Annotated in this window: 17 protein-coding genes and 1 tRNA gene; 6 read left to right on the plus strand and 12 right to left on the minus strand. The window is 70.1% G+C overall.

Annotated features, from left to right (window positions below; all coding sequences use genetic code 11):
- Positions 1-620 precede the first annotated feature (620 nt).
- Positions 621-2,108, minus strand: a complete 1,488-nt coding sequence (locus tag U8331_RS12735) for an alanine/glycine:cation symporter family protein (RefSeq protein ID WP_481131385.1) — start codon at positions 2,106-2,108, stop codon at positions 621-623.
- A 186-nt stretch (positions 2,109-2,294) separates the two neighbouring features.
- Here U8331_RS12735 and purD point away from each other — a divergent pair, with 186 nt between their 5' ends.
- Positions 2,295-3,587: a phosphoribosylamine--glycine ligase gene (gene purD / locus U8331_RS12740; protein WP_481131386.1), complete on the plus strand. Its 1,293-nt coding sequence runs from the start codon at positions 2,295-2,297 to the stop codon at positions 3,585-3,587.
- A gap of 143 nt (positions 3,588-3,730) precedes the next feature.
- A complete protein-coding gene (locus tag U8331_RS12745; protein ID WP_481131387.1) occupies positions 3,731-5,629 on the plus strand; it encodes an MFS transporter in 1,899 nt (632 codons plus the stop codon).
- 220 nt (positions 5,630-5,849) lie between these two features.
- Here U8331_RS12745 and U8331_RS12750 read toward each other — a convergent pair whose 3' ends face one another.
- The 6 genes from U8331_RS12750 to U8331_RS12775 form a co-directional block, all read right to left on the minus strand.
- Positions 5,850-6,761 carry a hypothetical protein gene (locus U8331_RS12750; protein ID WP_481131388.1) on the minus strand — a complete coding sequence of 304 codons (912 nt, stop codon included), beginning with the start codon at positions 6,759-6,761 and terminating at the stop codon, positions 5,850-5,852.
- An 86-nt stretch (positions 6,762-6,847) separates the two neighbouring features.
- Positions 6,848-7,816: an NAD(+) diphosphatase gene (nudC, locus tag U8331_RS12755; protein ID WP_481132988.1), complete on the minus strand. Its 969-nt coding sequence runs from the start codon at positions 7,814-7,816 to the stop codon at positions 6,848-6,850.
- 50 nt (positions 7,817-7,866) lie between these two features.
- On the minus strand, positions 7,867-8,292 hold the full coding sequence (gene erpA, locus U8331_RS12760; protein ID WP_481131389.1) for an iron-sulfur cluster insertion protein ErpA: 426 nt from the start codon (positions 8,290-8,292) through the stop codon (positions 7,867-7,869).
- Between the two features lie 73 nt (positions 8,293-8,365).
- Entirely contained in the window at positions 8,366-9,049 is a 684-nt protein-coding gene (locus U8331_RS12765) for a DUF6776 family protein (RefSeq protein WP_481131390.1), read from the minus strand.
- Positions 9,050-9,145: 96 nt separating this feature from the next.
- Positions 9,146-9,574, minus strand: coding sequence for a bactofilin family protein (locus U8331_RS12770; RefSeq protein ID WP_481131391.1), 429 nt, complete (start codon positions 9,572-9,574; stop codon positions 9,146-9,148).
- Positions 9,575-9,576: 2 nt separating this feature from the next.
- Positions 9,577-10,311 carry a DUF6776 family protein gene (locus tag U8331_RS12775; protein WP_481131392.1) on the minus strand — a complete coding sequence of 245 codons (735 nt, stop codon included), beginning with the start codon at positions 10,309-10,311 and terminating at the stop codon, positions 9,577-9,579.
- A 66-nt stretch (positions 10,312-10,377) separates the two neighbouring features.
- Between U8331_RS12775 and U8331_RS12780 the strand changes: the two genes are divergently transcribed.
- The gene (locus tag U8331_RS12780) at positions 10,378-10,965 is read left to right on the plus strand and encodes a DUF4126 domain-containing protein (RefSeq protein ID WP_481131393.1); all 588 of its coding nucleotides are present in this window, start codon (positions 10,378-10,380) and stop codon (positions 10,963-10,965) included.
- Between the two features lie 80 nt (positions 10,966-11,045).
- On the opposite strand, the gene bfr is transcribed toward U8331_RS12780, so the two are convergent.
- From bfr to U8331_RS12795, 3 genes are all read right to left on the minus strand, one after another.
- The gene (bfr, locus tag U8331_RS12785) at positions 11,046-11,516 is read right to left on the minus strand and encodes a bacterioferritin (RefSeq protein ID WP_481131394.1); all 471 of its coding nucleotides are present in this window, start codon (positions 11,514-11,516) and stop codon (positions 11,046-11,048) included.
- A gap of 119 nt (positions 11,517-11,635) precedes the next feature.
- Positions 11,636-11,839, minus strand: a complete 204-nt coding sequence (locus tag U8331_RS12790) for a (2Fe-2S)-binding protein (RefSeq protein ID WP_481131395.1) — start codon at positions 11,837-11,839, stop codon at positions 11,636-11,638.
- A gap of 63 nt (positions 11,840-11,902) precedes the next feature.
- A complete protein-coding gene (locus U8331_RS12795) occupies positions 11,903-12,499 on the minus strand; it encodes an RNA pyrophosphohydrolase (RefSeq protein ID WP_481131396.1) in 597 nt (198 codons plus the stop codon).
- A gap of 141 nt (positions 12,500-12,640) precedes the next feature.
- Between U8331_RS12795 and U8331_RS12800 the strand changes: the two genes are divergently transcribed.
- A tRNA-Met gene (locus U8331_RS12800) sits at positions 12,641-12,717 on the plus strand.
- An 86-nt stretch (positions 12,718-12,803) separates the two neighbouring features.
- Here the strand turns inward: U8331_RS12800 and U8331_RS12805 are convergent.
- Positions 12,804-13,040 carry a hypothetical protein gene (locus U8331_RS12805; RefSeq protein ID WP_481131397.1) on the minus strand — a complete coding sequence of 79 codons (237 nt, stop codon included), beginning with the start codon at positions 13,038-13,040 and terminating at the stop codon, positions 12,804-12,806.
- 10 nt (positions 13,041-13,050) lie between these two features.
- Entirely contained in the window at positions 13,051-13,401 is a 351-nt protein-coding gene (fdxA, locus tag U8331_RS12810) for a ferredoxin FdxA (protein ID WP_481131398.1), read from the minus strand.
- 153 nt (positions 13,402-13,554) lie between these two features.
- Between fdxA and azu the strand changes: the two genes are divergently transcribed.
- Both azu and U8331_RS12820 read left to right on the plus strand, forming a co-directional pair.
- Positions 13,555-14,025, plus strand: coding sequence for an azurin (gene azu / locus U8331_RS12815; protein ID WP_481131399.1), 471 nt, complete (start codon positions 13,555-13,557; stop codon positions 14,023-14,025).
- A gap of 88 nt (positions 14,026-14,113) precedes the next feature.
- On the plus strand, positions 14,114-14,530 hold the full coding sequence (locus U8331_RS12820) for a group III truncated hemoglobin (protein WP_481131400.1): 417 nt from the start codon (positions 14,114-14,116) through the stop codon (positions 14,528-14,530).
- Positions 14,531-14,557: the final 27 nt, after the last annotated feature.

Genomic DNA, 14,557 nt, shown 5'->3' on the forward strand with positions numbered 1-14,557 from the left:
GCGGTTGTCCCTGGCGTTTTGACGCGACAGCAACGCAAAGGGCCAGAGCAACGGCACAGGCAAAGCAAAGGCTGGTGGAGGCGCCGGCTTCGGACGGAGCGGCGCCCCCGAGGGGATCTTGCCCACCGGCTCGGTCGGCCATCCTGGCCGACTCGCCGGCGCGGACATCCATGTCCGCTCTGGGCAAATCCCCTCGGGGACGCCGCGTCGGGGTTTATATCTCGCATGCCCGTGATGTCTGTAGAGCGACGTAAGTCGCGAACCACTGACCATTGGCTGCGCAGCGATTGACGCGGACCACGATCGAGCTACTGAAACACGTTGAACAAGAGACCTCTCGGGGTCAGTGGGTCGCGACTTATGTCGCTCCTACAGAAGTGAGGGTCGCTGCTCGCGAGGACGCGCAACCCACAGCGCCTCGGCCTTCGCTTTGCGTTTGCCTTTGCCCTTTCCCCAACAGTCCGCGAGACGATCCGCGGAGGTGGGTGGCGGGGGTGTTGCGGAAAGCGGGCCATGGATGGCCCGCGGCCCCGAGTCGGGACAGGGACGTCCCGACCGAGGGGTGGAGCACCACCCCGGTCGCCCGCCACCCGCAGCGCGCACCCCGCCGAAGCCCGCTCTTACCCACGGCCTCCGACAGACTCTCCCTTAGGCCGACCCACCGCCCCCCGCTCCGCCCAGATCTCCCGATCCACGCCGTCCCCCAGCTCCGGATACTCCGCGATGTGGAACGTCGGCGACCGTCCCGCTTCGAGCTGACGGTCGTAGTCGCGGGTCAGCTTCACCACCACGCCCGACAGCATCACGATCGCCACCAGGTTGATCGACGCCATGATCGCCATCGCCGCGTCGGCCGCGTCCCATACCAGCTGCACCTTCGAATACACGCCCCAGACGATCACCGCCAGCGCCGCCAGCCGCAGCACCAACAGCCCGACCCGGCCGCCGCCCAGATACAGCAGGTTGTTCTCCGCGTACGAGTAGTTGCCGAGGATCGTGGTGAAGGCGAAGAAGAACATCGCGATCGCGACGAAGTACGTGCCGGCGCCGCCGAAGAACACCGTCATCGCCTCCTGCGTGACCCGCACTCCGTCGTTGCCATCGCCGATCACGCCCGACAGCAGGATCACGAAGCCGGTTGCGCTGCAGATCAGCAGGGTGTCGATGAACACACCCAGCGACTGCACCAGCCCCTGGCTGGCCGGGTGGTGCGGCACCGGCGTCGCCGCCGCGGCGACGTTGGGCGCGCTGCCCATGCCGGCTTCATTGGAGTACAGCCCGCGCTTGACGCCGTTGAGCATCGCCGCGGCAATGCCGCCGAGCACGCCGCCGGCCGCCGGTTCCAGCCCGAACGCGCTGCGCAGCACCAGCGACAGCACCGCCGGGATCTCCGACAGGTTCGTCGCGACCACCCACAGCGCGAGCCCGAGGTAGGCCACCGCCATGAACGGCACCACCCACTCGGCAAAACGCGCGACCGAGCGCAGGCCGCCGAAGATGATCACCGCCGTCAGCAGCACCAGCCCGGTGGCGATCTGCGCGCGGCTGAAGCCGAATGCCTCGCCCAGCGCCTGCGCCATCGCGTTGGCGTGCACGCTGCTGAAGATCAACCCGTAGGTCAGCAGCAGCGACACCGCGAAGGCGATGCCCATCCAGCGCTTCTTCAGGCCCAGCGTCATGTAGTACGCCGGGCCGCCGCGGTACTGGCCCTTCTCGTCGCGGACCTTGTACAGCTGCGCCAGTGCGCTCTCGGCATAGGCGGTCGCCATGCCGAGCACCGCCGTGCACCACATCCAGAACAGCGCCCCCGGTCCGCCCACTCCGAGCGCGATCGCCACGCCGGCCAGGTTGCCGGTGCCAACGCGCGAGGCCAGCGAGGTGCACAGCGCCTGGAACGGCGAGATGCCGCTGCTGTCCCCGTCGGTACCGCGGCCGATCACGTGCAGCATGTGTGGCAGACGCCGCACCTGCAGGAACCGCAGGCGGACGGTGAAGAACACGCCGACCGCGAGCAGGCCGTAGACCAGCACGTAGTTCCACAGCACGCCGTTGACCAGGCCAATGACCGGCGCGAGCACCGATTCGATCAGTTGCAGGATGGGGTTCATCGGGTTCGTTCGGGTGGAAACGCGCCGATCCTAGCAGCCGGTTCGCGGCCGCCGCCGCGCGTCCGTAGAATTCCCCGGCATCGGCGACGCGGCCGTTCCCGTCCGCTCGCAGGCCGCCATGGCGGCGCCGCAATCACCCTGGCGGCATACCGTCCTCCCGCGCAAACCCCTTCAGGAAGCACAGCCATGAAAGTCCTCGTCATCGGTTCCGGCGGCCGCGAACACGCCCTCGCGTGGAAGCTGGCGCAGTCGCCGCGCATCAGCGAGGTGCTGGTCGCCCCCGGCAACGCCGGCACCGCGACCGAAGACGGTTGCCGCAACGTCGCCGTGGAGGCCACCGACATCGACGGCCTGCTCGCCCTGGTCCAGCGCGAAGGCGTCGCGGTGACCGTCGTCGGCCCGGAAGCGCCGCTGGTGGCCGGCGTGGTCGACCGCTTCCGCGCCGCCGGCCATCGGGTGTTCGGCCCGACCGCGGCGGCCGCGCAACTGGAAGGCAGCAAGGCGTTCGCCAAGGATTTCCTCGCCCGCCACGGCATCCCGACCGCGCATTACGCGGTGCACACCGACCTCGACGCGGCGCTCGCCTACGTGCGCGACAAGGGTGCGCCCATCGTGATCAAGGCCGACGGCCTGGCCGCCGGCAAGGGCGTCATCGTCGCCACCACGCTGGCCGAGGCCGAAGCCGCGGTGACCGACATGCTCGCCGGCAACGCGTTCGGCGCGGCCGGTGCACGGGTGGTGGTCGAGGAGTTCCTCGATGGCGAGGAAGCCAGCTTCATCTCGATCGTCGACGGCAAGGTCGCGCTGCCGATGGCGACCAGCCAGGACCACAAGCGGGTCGGCGACGGCGACACCGGCCCCAACACCGGCGGGATGGGGGCGTACTCGCCGGCGCCGGTGGTCACCCCCGAGGTGCACGCGCGGATCATGCGCGAGGTGGTGGAGCCGACCGTGGCCGGCATGGCCGCCGACGGCGTGCCGTTCACCGGCTTCCTGTACGCCGGGCTGATGATCGACGCCGCAGGCAGGCCGAAGGTCATCGAGTTCAACGTCCGCTTCGGCGACCCCGAAACCCAGCCGGTGATGCTGCGGCTGCAGTCGGACCTGCTCGATCTGGTCGAGGCCGCGATCGCCGGCCGACTGCACACGGCGCAGGCGCAGTGGGATCCGCGCGCCTCGGTCGGGGTGGTGATGGCGGCCGAGAACTACCCCGGCACCCCGCGCACCGGCGACGCGATCGGCAGCTGGGATGTACCCGCGGTCGATGACAGCAAGGTCTTCCACGCCGGCACGAAGCTGGTCGACGGCCAGGTGGTCACCGCCGGCGGCCGCGTGCTGTGCGTGTGCGCGCTCGGCGACAACGTGGCCGGGGCGCAGGCGCGCGCGTACGAAGCCGTCGCCGGGATTTCCTGGCACGGGGAGTTCCACCGCCACGACATCGGCTGGCGCGCGATCGAGCGCGAGCGCGGCGCCGGGTAACTCTTTTCTGCAGGAGCGGCTTCAGCCGCGATCGGGAACGCCTCGAGCGAACTACTCCACGATCGCGGCTGAAGCCGCTCCTACAGCGGCGCATGGCGCGGGAGCGGTCTGCTAGGCTCGCCGGGCCAATCCGGGGGGCCTGCATGTCGGACAACCAGTACGCGCTGCTGCGTCAGCGTCGTTTCCTGCCGTTCTTCCTGACCCAGTCGCTGGGTGCGTTCAACGACAACGTCTACCGGCAGGCGATCATCGCGCTGCTGTTCTGGCTGGGGGTCAGCAGCGAACAGAAGGCGCTGTACGCCAATCTCGCGCCGGCGCTGTTCATCCTCCCCTATTTCCTGTTCTCCGCCCTGGCCGGGCAGATTGCCGAGAAGGTCGAGAAGGCCACGCTGATCCGGATCACCACCGCCATGGAGATCGCGATCATGTCGCTGGCGGCGATCGGCTTCGTGACCACCAGCCTGGCCGTGCTGCTGGTGGCCCTGTTCCTGACCGGCGTGCAGTCGACCCTGTTCGGACCGGTGAAGTACTCGATGCTGCCGGCGGTGCTGCAACCGCGCGAGCTCACCGGCGGCAACGGCCTGGTCGAGATGGGCACGTCGATCTCGATCCTGCTGGGAATGATCCTGGGCGGCTCGATCTTCGCGGTCGCCGGCAGCAGTGGACCATGGGCCGCGGCAGCCGTCATTGTCGTGCTGGCCGTCACGGGCCACTTGGTCAGCCGTGCGATTCCGCCTGCGGGCGCCGGCCTGCCGGCGTTGAAGATCCGCTGGAACCCGGTGCCCGAATCGATCGCGGTGCTGCGACTCGCGCGCAGGCAGCTCGCCGTCCGCAACGCGGTCCTGGGAGTGTCGTGGTTCTGGTTCGTCGGCACCGTCATGACCAGCCAGCTGCCGGCCTACGCGGAGGTCAACCTGGGCGGCTCGGCGACGCTGTACATCTTCGCGCTGGCGCTGTTTTCGGTGGGCACCGGCGCGGGCTCGATGCTGTGCGAGAAACTGTCGGCACGTACGGTCGAGATCGGCCTGGTGCCGCTCGGCGCGTTCGGCATGAGCGCCTTCATGCTCGACCTGTATTTCGCCCGGCCCGGGGCGGCCCTGGTGAGTGGCCTGGGCGTCGGCGAGTTCCTTCGCGCCGGGGGCAGCTGGCGCATCGTGGCGGACCTGCTCGGCATCGGCCTGTTCACCGGGTTCTTCGTAGTGCCGCTGTTCGCGCTGATCCAGAGCCGCACGCCGAAGCCGGAAATGGCGCGCGTGTTCGCCGGCCTGAACATCCAGAATTCCGGCTTCATCGTCGCCGCCGCGCTGCTGGGGCTCGCCGCGCAACGGTTGCTTGGATGGACGATCCCGCAGGTGTTCCTGGCGCTGGCGATCGCCAACGCGCTGGTCGCGCTGTGGATCTTCACGATCGTGCCCGAGTTCCTGATGCGGTTCCTGAGCTGGGTGCTGGTACGCGCGCTGTACCGGCTGCGCGCGCGCGGGATCGACCACATTCCGGACGAGGGTCCGGCGCTGGTGGTGTGCAACCACGTCAGTTACATGGACGCGCTGATCCTCGCCGCGAGCATTCCGCGGCCGGTGCGCTTCGTCATGTACTACCGGATCTTCAACTTCGCGCCTTTCAAAATCGGGGTAATGCGCTGGATCTTCCGCACCGCCAGGGCGATCCCGATCGCCGGCGCGAGGGAGGACCCGGCGCTGATGCAGCGCGCGTTCGACGAGATCGACGCCGCGCTGGCCGACGGCCAGGTGGTGGGTATCTTCCCCGAGGGTGCGCTGACCCGGGACGGTGACATCGCGGCGTTCAAGTCCGGCGTGGAGAAGATCCTCGAGCGCCGCTCGGTGCCGGTGATCCCGATGGCGCTGCGCGGCATGTGGGCAAGCATGTGGAGCCGGCGCGACGGCACGATCGGCCGCATGCGACTGCCGCGCCGGTTCCGCGCGTCCGTGGACGTGGTGGCGGATGCACCGCTGCACGGCTCGGCCGTGGACGCGGCGCAGTTGGAGGCGGAGGTACGTCGCCTGCGCGGGGACGCTGCGTAACGCCGACGGGAAAGCGGCCGTGGGGACGCGTTCGACAGCGTCCGCTTTCCAGCCGGCCTGGCACCGCGTGTCCGAGCGCTTGCAGGAGCGGCTTCAGCCGCGATCGTGGAACCGGCGCGGGCGAGCAGACATCCGATCGCGGCTGACGCTCTACAAGAGCGCCGGCATCTGCATCAGCGATGGGCCGGGCCGGTGGTACCCGGCGCTCGGCGCGCCGCGCTCAGCTCACGAAACCGGCGATCACGAACAGCGCCAGCGCCGCCAGCCACACCAGCAGGCAACGCCAGACCAGGCTCATCGCGTCGCGCAGCTCCGGCAGGTCGACAGCGCCGGCATAGGCACCACTGGCCGCTACCGGCGTGGCGGCGGTGCCGGACTCCGCGGCTTCCTCGGCCAGTTCGCTGCGCACGCTGGCCCGGCCCGCCGCGACCAGGAAGCGGTGGTCCAGCCGGAACGAGGCACCGCCGGCCGAACGCCACGCCCCCAGCACGCTGTCGAAGTTGCCGACCAGCGCGAGCGCCAGCGTCATCAACTGCGCCACCGGCCACTCGATCACGGCGAGGAACGCACGTGCCCCTTTGGCGGTCCCGGCGGGCACCGATCGCACGCATTCACCGGTGACGGTCAGCACGAGCAGGCGGTACAGCACGGCGCCGAACGGACCGAGCAGCAGGAACCAGAACAGCACGCCGAACCAGCGCCGCATCGCGTTGCGGAACACCGCCTCGACCAGGCTGCCACCGTCCAGCGCGGTCTCCCCGTCCACCGACAGTCGCGCGGCCGCCTCGCGGCGACGGACCGGGTCGGTCGCCTGGACCACCGCCTCGACATCGACGTCGAGGTCGCGCGGCCCCCACGTGTAGAACAGCACCGCCACGCCGAACAGCAGCTCGGCCAGTCCCAGCAGCCCGTCGTCGAGGGCGAGCTGGAACAGCCCGACCACCAGCAGCGGCGGCAACAGGGCCAGCACGATGCCCCAGCGACCGCGCCAGAAGCCGCCTTCGGGAAACTGGCGGTCGAGCCAGCGGATCCAGTCGCGGTACCAGCCGTAGCGCCGCACCGACACCGCGAGCGACGGCACGAGGTGGCCGAGCACGAGCGCGACGACGGCGGCGATCAGGGTCACGGACATGGGGCTTCCTCCGGCAAGCTCGCGGCGCGACGCACGCGCCGCGGCAGTGGATACGTGCGCGGACCGGCCGCGACGCTCGGCCGATTCTAGCGCGAGCCGATGACGGAACCCGGGCGGCCGGCGTGGCCACGGTCGTACGCCGCCAGCCACTGTTCCATCAACCAGCGCGAGATGGAGATCGACGGCGACAGCAGCGGCCCGTCGTCGTCGGGCACGCCTTCCGCAGCGGCCCCGTCGCGCGCCAGCGCGGCGCGGATCCGGTCCGCATCGAACCAGCCGGCCGATTCCAGCTCGTCACCCGTCCGGGGCTCGTCGGGCTCGGCCAACGCGATGAATCCGAGCATGAGCTGGCCGGGAAACGGCCAGGGCTGCGACGCCAGGTAGCGGCAGCCACGCACGCGCACGCCGGTCTCCTCGAGCACTTCGCGGGCGACGGTCTGTTCCAGCGTTTCGCCCGGCTCGACGAAGCCGGCGATGACCGAATGACGGCGCGCCGGCCAGCCGCTCTGGCGCCCGAGCAGCAGGCGCTCGCCGTCGGTGACGGCGACGATCACCGCGGGATCGGTGCGGGGGTAATGCTCGAGGCCGCAGCCTTCGCAGCGGCCCTGCCAGCCGCCGCGCGAAAACGACAGCTCGCCGCCACAGACACCGCAGTGCCGGTGTCGGCGGCGCCAGTGCTGCAACGCACGCGCCTGCGCGAACACGCCGGCGTCGAATGCCGGCCAGAGCCCCGCCGCGCTGCGCAGGTCCCGCCGGCCGGCTGCAGCGATGGCCGTCAGCTCCTCGTCCAGCGCGAACCAGCCGGTGCCGCGCGGATCGACGCCGAGGAAGGTCGCCGCGCCCGGCCCGCCGGGCCCTTCGCCGACCTGCTGGCCGGTCGGAGTGAAGAGCCGGCCCTCGGCGTCGACCAGGGCATTGCCGTCGCCATCGAGCAGCACCAACCGCGCCTGCGGCCACATGGCAGCGAGCGCCGCGGCGTCGTCGCGCAGGGCGTCGGCACGGTCGAGCACGCCGTGGCATGCCGGCTCGTCGGCCAGTTCAAGCGCGGGCGTCATCCCCGCGTAGGCGCCGGTCCCGACGAAGGCGAACGGTGTGCCCGCGGCACTCACGCCGAGAACGAGGAACCGCAGCCGCAGGTGGTTTTCGCGTTCGGGTTGCGGATCACGAACTGGGCGCCATGCAGGCTCTCGGTGTAGTCGACTTCCGCGCCCATCAGGTACTGCAGGCTCAGGGGGTCGACCAGCAGGGTGACGCCGTCGGTGCGCACCGCGAGGTCGTCCTCGCCCTGCTCCTCGTCGAACTCGAATCCGTACTGGAATCCCGAACAGCCGCCGCCCTGGATGTAGACCCGCAACTTGAGCGCATCGTTGCCTTCCTCGGCGACCAGCTCGCGCACCTTGGCCGCGGCGGCGGAGGTGAATTGCAGCGGGCGGTCGAGCGCCTGGTAACCGGGATCGGCGCCGGGTTCGGCGTCGGGTTCGGCGTCGCTTCCGGTGCCGAGTTCGGGGAGGGGGATGATCGGGGTGTTCATCAGCGCAGGATGGGGGCCGCGCGGCCGCCATTCAAGCCGCGCAGGCCGTGCCGGCTCCGCGCCACCCCGCGGGTCAGCGCATGCCGGCGGCGTTGGCCGGCGGGGTGGTCCCGGTCGCCTGCGACCAGGTGAACGACTCCTCGACCGCAGGGCCGGAACGGGGTTGCAGGCGCACGGTCACCCGCACCGGGCTGAAGCCCTCGGGCAGGAACACGTCGCCATCGACTTCCTGGAAGTACTTGAACGAGTACTCGACCCCCGGCGCCTCCTCCTGCTGGCGCAGGGCGTCCCAGTCGAGGGTCTGCAGCCGTCCGCCGCGCGAGCCCTCGATGGACAGGGTCAGGCGGCCGCTGCTGACCGCGCCGCGGTTCAGGTTCTGGGTGAGGGTCGACTGGAAATGCCAGGCAGCGTCGTTCTGGGGCTGCATCGTGATCGCATGCACGCTGAGGCCGCGGCGCTGCGCGGTCGCGCCGACCAGGCGCTCGTAGAAGGCGACGTCGGCACGCAGGCCGGCGATCTCCTCGTCGCGCTCGGCCAGGGTGCCCTGCAGGTCGCGGTTGGCCTCGCGGCTGATCTGGTCGGAGCGGCCGAGGGTGGCGACGCGCTGCTGCAGCTCTTCGTAATCGGCCTGCAGGTCGCGCCGCGCCTCCTCGCTGGCTTCCAGCCGGGCGCGGGTATCCGCGGGCGCCGGCGCCAGTACCCGCCACAGCCCCCACGCACCGAAGGCGAGCGAGAAGGCGACGATGGCGCCGATCACGATGGGAAGTCGGCCCGGGGGCGGTGTCGCAGCAGGAACCATCGTCGTCACCGCAGGGAGGCCAGCGGAGGAGCCTACAACGTCGGCAGTGGACGATCAGCCAACGACGGCGGCGAGGTCGACCCGGGCGTCGTCGCCGGGCAGCTCGGCGGCGGCCTGCGGGGCCGACTCGACGTGCAGCAGACGGCCGCTCAGGCGCGAGCCGGCCGCCATCTCCACCACCTTGTAGTGGACATTGCCGTCGACCCGCGCCTTGGCGGCCAGTTCCAGGCGCTCGCTGGAATGCACGTCGCCATCGACCCGGCCGTTGATCACCACCACCGGGGCGCGGATCTCGCCCTCGACGCTGCCGCCGTCGGCAAGCGTCAGCACCGCCTTGGCACCGTCCTCGGCATGCAGCTTGCCGACCACGCGGCCCTCGATATAGAGCCCGCCGCTGAACTGCAGGTCGCCGTGGATCACCACCTGCGGCCCGATGAGGGTGTCGACCTGGCCCTCGGGCAGGTTCGGCTTGTTCTTGAACATGGTCAGGTTTCCCCGGTTTCTGAAGGTCGCACCCAGGCGACGGCCTGTTCGAGCGAGGCGTTTTCGCCGCGCAGTGAGACGCGCACGCGCTGCGGGACGAAGCCGTCGGGCAGCATCACGCTGCCCTTGAGCTGCTGGAAATAGCGGAACGAGTACGGCTGCGGCGGCGCGCTGTCGCGCTGGTGCAGGTCGGCCCAGTCGATGGTGGCGAGCTTGCCGTCGCGCACGCCCTCGATCGCGAAGCGCAGCTTGCCGGCGGTCACCGCGCCGCGGTTGAGGTTCTGGGTCAGGGTGATGCGGTACTGCCAGCTGCCGGCCGCCTCGGGCTCGAACTGTGCCGAATGCACGCTCAGGCCCTTGGGCTTTCGGGTGGCGCCGGCCAGGCGCTCGTAGAAGGCGAGGTTGGCGCGCAGGTCGGCGATCTGCTCGTCGCGCTCGGCCAGTTCCTGCTGGACCTGGCGGTTGGCCGTACGGCTGATCTGGTCGGAGCGCTCCAGGGTGGCCTGGCGCTGGCGCAGCGCCTCCAGCTCGAGCCCGGAGCGGCGCAGCTCCGCCCGGGCCGTCTCCAGCGATGCGCTGAGGCCGGGCAACTGCGGCGCGGCGTGCCAGCCCGCCACCGCCCAGGCGACACCGAGGGTCAGCAGCCAGCACAGCCCCAGCGCCGCCGCGATCAACGGACGGCGGTCGGGCCGGCGGGGCACGATCACGTAGCGAAGTGGCTGGGTTTTCCGACTCATGCGCTGCTGCGGCGACGGCCGCCGTCAGTCACCTATACTCGGCCCGGAGTCTACGGGGATGCCGCGATGTCGGATGCGCACCTGTTCGCAATTGGCGTAGTTCTCGCCTGGCTGGCCGGCATCCGCGTCTACCTGACCGTGTTCGGTGTCGGCGTCGCCGGCTTCTTCGGCTGGCTCGACCTGCCGCAGGCGCTGGAGGTCACCGCCTCGCCCTGGGTGCTCGGGGTCTCGGGCGTACTCGCCGTGGCGGAATTCTTCGCCGACAAGATTCCCGGGGTGGACTCGGGCTGGGACCTGCTGCATACGCTGCTGCGGGTGCCGGCCGGCGCCTTCCTGGCCGCCGCCACGCTCTCGCCGGACGGCGACCTGGGCGCCGGCGCGCTGGCGACCGGGGCCGGCGTGGCCCTGGCCAGCCATGCGCTGAAGGCGGGCTCGCGCGCCCTGCTCAATACGTCGCCCGAACCGGTCAGCAACTGGACCGCATCGGTCGGCGAGGACGTCGCCGCGGTGGGCGGTCTCGCGCTGGTGTTCAGCTATCCCTGGGTGGCGCTCGGGCTGGTGACGGTCACCAGTCTGGCAATCGCACTGGCCGTGTGGTGGCTGTGGCGGCTGCTGTTCCGCCGGCGCCCCCGGACCGCCTCCCCGCGCCGGTAGGAGCGGCTTCAGCCGCGACGCGGAGGTCGCGGCTGGCGAAGCGACATTACGGCCGCGGCCGGGCAGCCGCTGTTACCGGCTCAGCCCTCGATCTGGCGCGCCAGGTAGTTCTGCTCGCCGATCCGGTCGATCAGCGCCAGCTGGGTCTCGAGCCAGTCGACGTGTTCTTCCTCGGACTCGAGGATGTCGGCGAACAGCTTGCGGCTGACGAAGTCGTTGATCTGCTCGCAATAGGCAATCGCGTCCCGCAGCAGCGGCAGCGCTTCCAGCTCGAGGGCGAGGTCGCAGGCCAGCAGTTCGCGCGGGTTTTCGCCGATGCGCAGCTTGCCCAGCGCCTGGAAATTCGGCAGGCCGTCGAGGAACAGGATGCGCTCCGACAGCTTGTCGGCGTGCTTCATCTCGTCGATCGACTCGTGGTACTCGTGCTCGGCCAGTTCCTTCAGGCCCCAGTTCTTCAGCATCTTGGCGTGCAGGAAGTACTGGTTGATCGCGGTCAGCTCGTTGTAGAGCGCCTTGTTGAGGAATTCGATGACCTTGGCGTCGCCTTTCATCGCCATGCTCCGGTGCGGGGATGGCGTGACTCTAGCGCGCGGTCGAAGGCGATGATGGAACGCGAATCAGGTGCATCCGCGGGCCGGGCGGTCGGCGCGCACAACCGCGGTTCTCGCGGTCAGGCCGCGTCCTGCAGCACCGGCAACGGCAGCGCGCACGCGGCGCGGGTTTCTTCCAGCAGGGCGGTGGCCATCTCCACGCAGCTGCCGCAGGTCGCGCCGGCGCCCGTCCGCATGGTCAACTCGGCCATCGTCCTGCAGCCGGCCTCCGCCGCGCGGCGGATGTCGTGGTCGGTCACCCCGTTGCAGATGCAGACGTACACGTGGTCGTCCCGGCGTGCAGCGGATCGCTGCAGCCCGGATTCCACTACGAATGAGAATGATTGTCAATTAACAGGGGCCGAACCGCCGTCTCCGCGCCGCGCCGGCCGGGGACGTGCGCGGTGCCGGCTCCAGCCGCCGTGGGAGCGCGACTCCGGACCGGGCAGCGGCACCGCCTGCGACCCCGCCACGCGCTGCGCGAACGGCGCCAGGTGCCGCAACGCGCGGGCGTACACGCCGCGTTTGAACACCACGACGTGCTCCAGCGGATACCAGAAGTCGACCCAGCGCCAGTGGTCGAACTCGGGCTTGTCGGTCAGGTCCAGCCGCAGGTCGGTCTCGCGGCCGGTCAGCCTCAACAGGAACCAGACCTGCTTCTGGCCGATGCACACCAGGTGGTCGTTGCGGCGGATCGCGCGCTGGGGGAGCCGGTAACGCAGCCACCCGGGCGTCGCGCCCAGCACCTCCACGTGCTCGGGCAGCAGGCCGGTCTCCTCGCGCAGTTCGCGGTACATCGCCTCCAGCGGCGTTTCGTCGCTGTTCATCCCGCCCTGCGGGAACTGCCAGCCATCACGGCGGACGCGGCGGGCCCAGAACAGGCGGCCGTCGGGATGCATCAGGACGATGCCGACGTTGGGTCTGAAACCGTCCGGATCGATCACGATGCGGACTCCTGAATCGACTGACTTGCGTCACTGTGCCCGACTCTGCCACGCCCCCCGGGGGACGACAAGCGCGGGACGCGACTGGCCGGCGAGGATTGACAAGCCGGCCGCCGGGAGGAAAAATTCGCGGTTCCCCGTGGCTACGTAGCTCAGCCGGTTAGAGCACAGCACTCATAATGCTGGGGTCGGTGGTTCGAGTCCACCCGTAGCCACCATCAGGGAACACACGCAAGCCCGCGATTTCGCGGGTTTTTTTGTGCCCACGGTCCAGTGGGAGCACTGGTACGGCCCTGGCCCGGCACTACCCGCTGCAGCCACCGCAACAGATCGCGGGCATCACCTCCACCTGCCCGCGTGAGACTTCGCATCCGAGCCTGCGCAGCAACGCGCGCAGGTGGTCGACGTCGAGCGAACTGGCGATCCGCAGGCCACCGGCCGGGTCGATGTCGAACACCGCGGCGGGGTCGGCGTCGAGCAGCGCGTCCTCGATCCTTGCGGGGCCGGGCAGCGGTGCGGACGGGGCGATGCGGCATTCCATGGTTCGGTCCTCAGGGTTCCGGATCCGGCACGGTGGCCTGGCGGATCAGCAGGTCCAGCTTGTTCGGCACGCCGTCCCACCGCGCTGCGTCCGGCATGGCCGGGATCCGCTTGTCGATCACCGGCCACAGCGGCGCCAGTTCGGCGTTGATCGCGATGAACACCTCCTGGCCCGCCGGGATGTCGGCCTCCGGGTAGATTGCGCCCACCGGGCACTCGTCCACGCACAGCGTGCAGTCGATGCATTCGACCGGGTCGATCACCAGGAAGTTGGGGCCTTCGTGGAAGCAGTCGACCGGGCACACCTCGACGCAGTCGGTGTGCTTGCAGTTGATGCAGTTCTCGGTGACGACGTGCGGCACGAGCCGTCCTCTTGGGCGTGGGGAGAAGGCCTTCGGCGTGCATGCATGCTCCAGCCGGCGATGTGCCGCCGCCCTGATCTGGATCAAGTCCTGCCGGCCGGTCCCGCGCGACACTGCACCCATCGAAGCGAACAACCCCACTGGAGCAAGACAATGATCCGCAAGCTTTCCCTCGCTGCCGTGCTGGGTGCCGTGGCCCTGCCGGCGATGTCCCTGGCCGGCCCGGCCAGCGCCGCCACCTGCAGCGCGACGGTCGAGAGCACCGACGCGATGAAGTTCACCACCAGCAGCCTGACGGTGCCCGCCTCGTGCAAGGACTTCACCGTCACCCTGAAGCACACCGGACAGCTGCCCAGGACCGTCATGGGCCACAACTTCGTGGTCGGCAAGGCCGCCGACATCGCGGGCATCAATGCCGACGGCATGAAGGCCGGCGCCGACGCCAACTACCTCAAGGCCGGCGACGCCCGCGTCATCGCCGCCAGCAAGGTGATCGGCGGTGGCGAGTCGACCACGGTCAAGATCCCGGTCGCCCGCCTCAGGGCCGGAGAGCAGTACAGCTTCATCTGCACCTTCCCGGGCCACTCGTCCATCATGAAGGGCACGCTGACGCTGGGAAGCTGACATTCCCCGCCATCCGGCCACCTGCCGGCAGCGGCGGCCGCCGATGCGACCCATCGGCCGGCCGCCGCGTTCGTTTCCGGAGCCCGCCATGAGTGATTCCCACCCCCTGACCGAAGCCGACCTCGCACGGCTGGTCGACCGCTTCTACGAGAAGGTCCGGCGCGACCCCGAACTCGGCCCGGTGTTCAACCCGGCCGTGCACGATTGGGACGAGCACAAGGCGACACTGGTCGACTTCTGGTCGTCGGTGGCGCTCAAGACCGGCCGCTATCGCGGCAACCCGATGGCGATGCACCGGCCCCACCCGATCGACGCGGCGCACTTCGACCATTGGCTGGCGCTGTGGCGCGAGACCACCCTGGAGGTGCTCGACGCGGACAACGCCGCCGTGCTGCTGGACTACGCCGAGCGGATCGGCCGCAGCCTGAAATACGGGCTCGGGCTCGACAGCCAGCGCCGTCCGCTCGGGTTGCCGCTGGCGGGTGAACCGTCCCGGCGGAATTGATCGGGATCAAGGCCCCGCGGGCGTCGC

Source organism: Lysobacter sp. CC-YZS074, from assembly GCF_056739745.1.

Excerpts from the sequence above, each read along its gene's own strand:
- U8331_RS12750 (WP_481131388.1), bottom strand. The coding sequence starts at position 6,761 with ATGTCCGTGACCCTGATCGCCGCCGTCGTCGCGCTCGTGCTCGGCCAC.
- bfr (WP_481131394.1), bottom strand. The coding sequence starts at position 11,516 with ATGAAAGGCGACGCCAAGGTCATCGAATTCCTCAACAAGGCGCTCTAC.
- nudC (WP_481132988.1), bottom strand. The coding sequence starts at position 7,816 with ATGACGCCCGCGCTTGAACTGGCCGACGAGCCGGCATGCCACGGCGTG.
- U8331_RS12775 (WP_481131392.1), bottom strand. The coding sequence starts at position 10,311 with ATGAGTCGGAAAACCCAGCCACTTCGCTACGTGATCGTGCCCCGCCGG.
- U8331_RS12745 (WP_481131387.1), top strand. The coding sequence starts at position 3,731 with ATGTCGGACAACCAGTACGCGCTGCTGCGTCAGCGTCGTTTCCTGCCG.
- U8331_RS12735 (WP_481131385.1), bottom strand. The coding sequence starts at position 2,108 with ATGAACCCCATCCTGCAACTGATCGAATCGGTGCTCGCGCCGGTCATT.
- U8331_RS12780 (WP_481131393.1), top strand. The coding sequence starts at position 10,378 with ATGTCGGATGCGCACCTGTTCGCAATTGGCGTAGTTCTCGCCTGGCTG.
- U8331_RS12805 (WP_481131397.1), bottom strand. The coding sequence starts at position 13,040 with ATGGAATGCCGCATCGCCCCGTCCGCACCGCTGCCCGGCCCCGCAAGG.
- erpA (WP_481131389.1), bottom strand. The coding sequence starts at position 8,292 with ATGAACACCCCGATCATCCCCCTCCCCGAACTCGGCACCGGAAGCGAC.
- U8331_RS12770 (WP_481131391.1), bottom strand. The coding sequence starts at position 9,574 with ATGTTCAAGAACAAGCCGAACCTGCCCGAGGGCCAGGTCGACACCCTC.
- azu (WP_481131399.1), top strand. The coding sequence starts at position 13,555 with ATGATCCGCAAGCTTTCCCTCGCTGCCGTGCTGGGTGCCGTGGCCCTG.
- U8331_RS12820 (WP_481131400.1), top strand. The coding sequence starts at position 14,114 with ATGAGTGATTCCCACCCCCTGACCGAAGCCGACCTCGCACGGCTGGTC.
- purD (WP_481131386.1), top strand. The coding sequence starts at position 2,295 with ATGAAAGTCCTCGTCATCGGTTCCGGCGGCCGCGAACACGCCCTCGCG.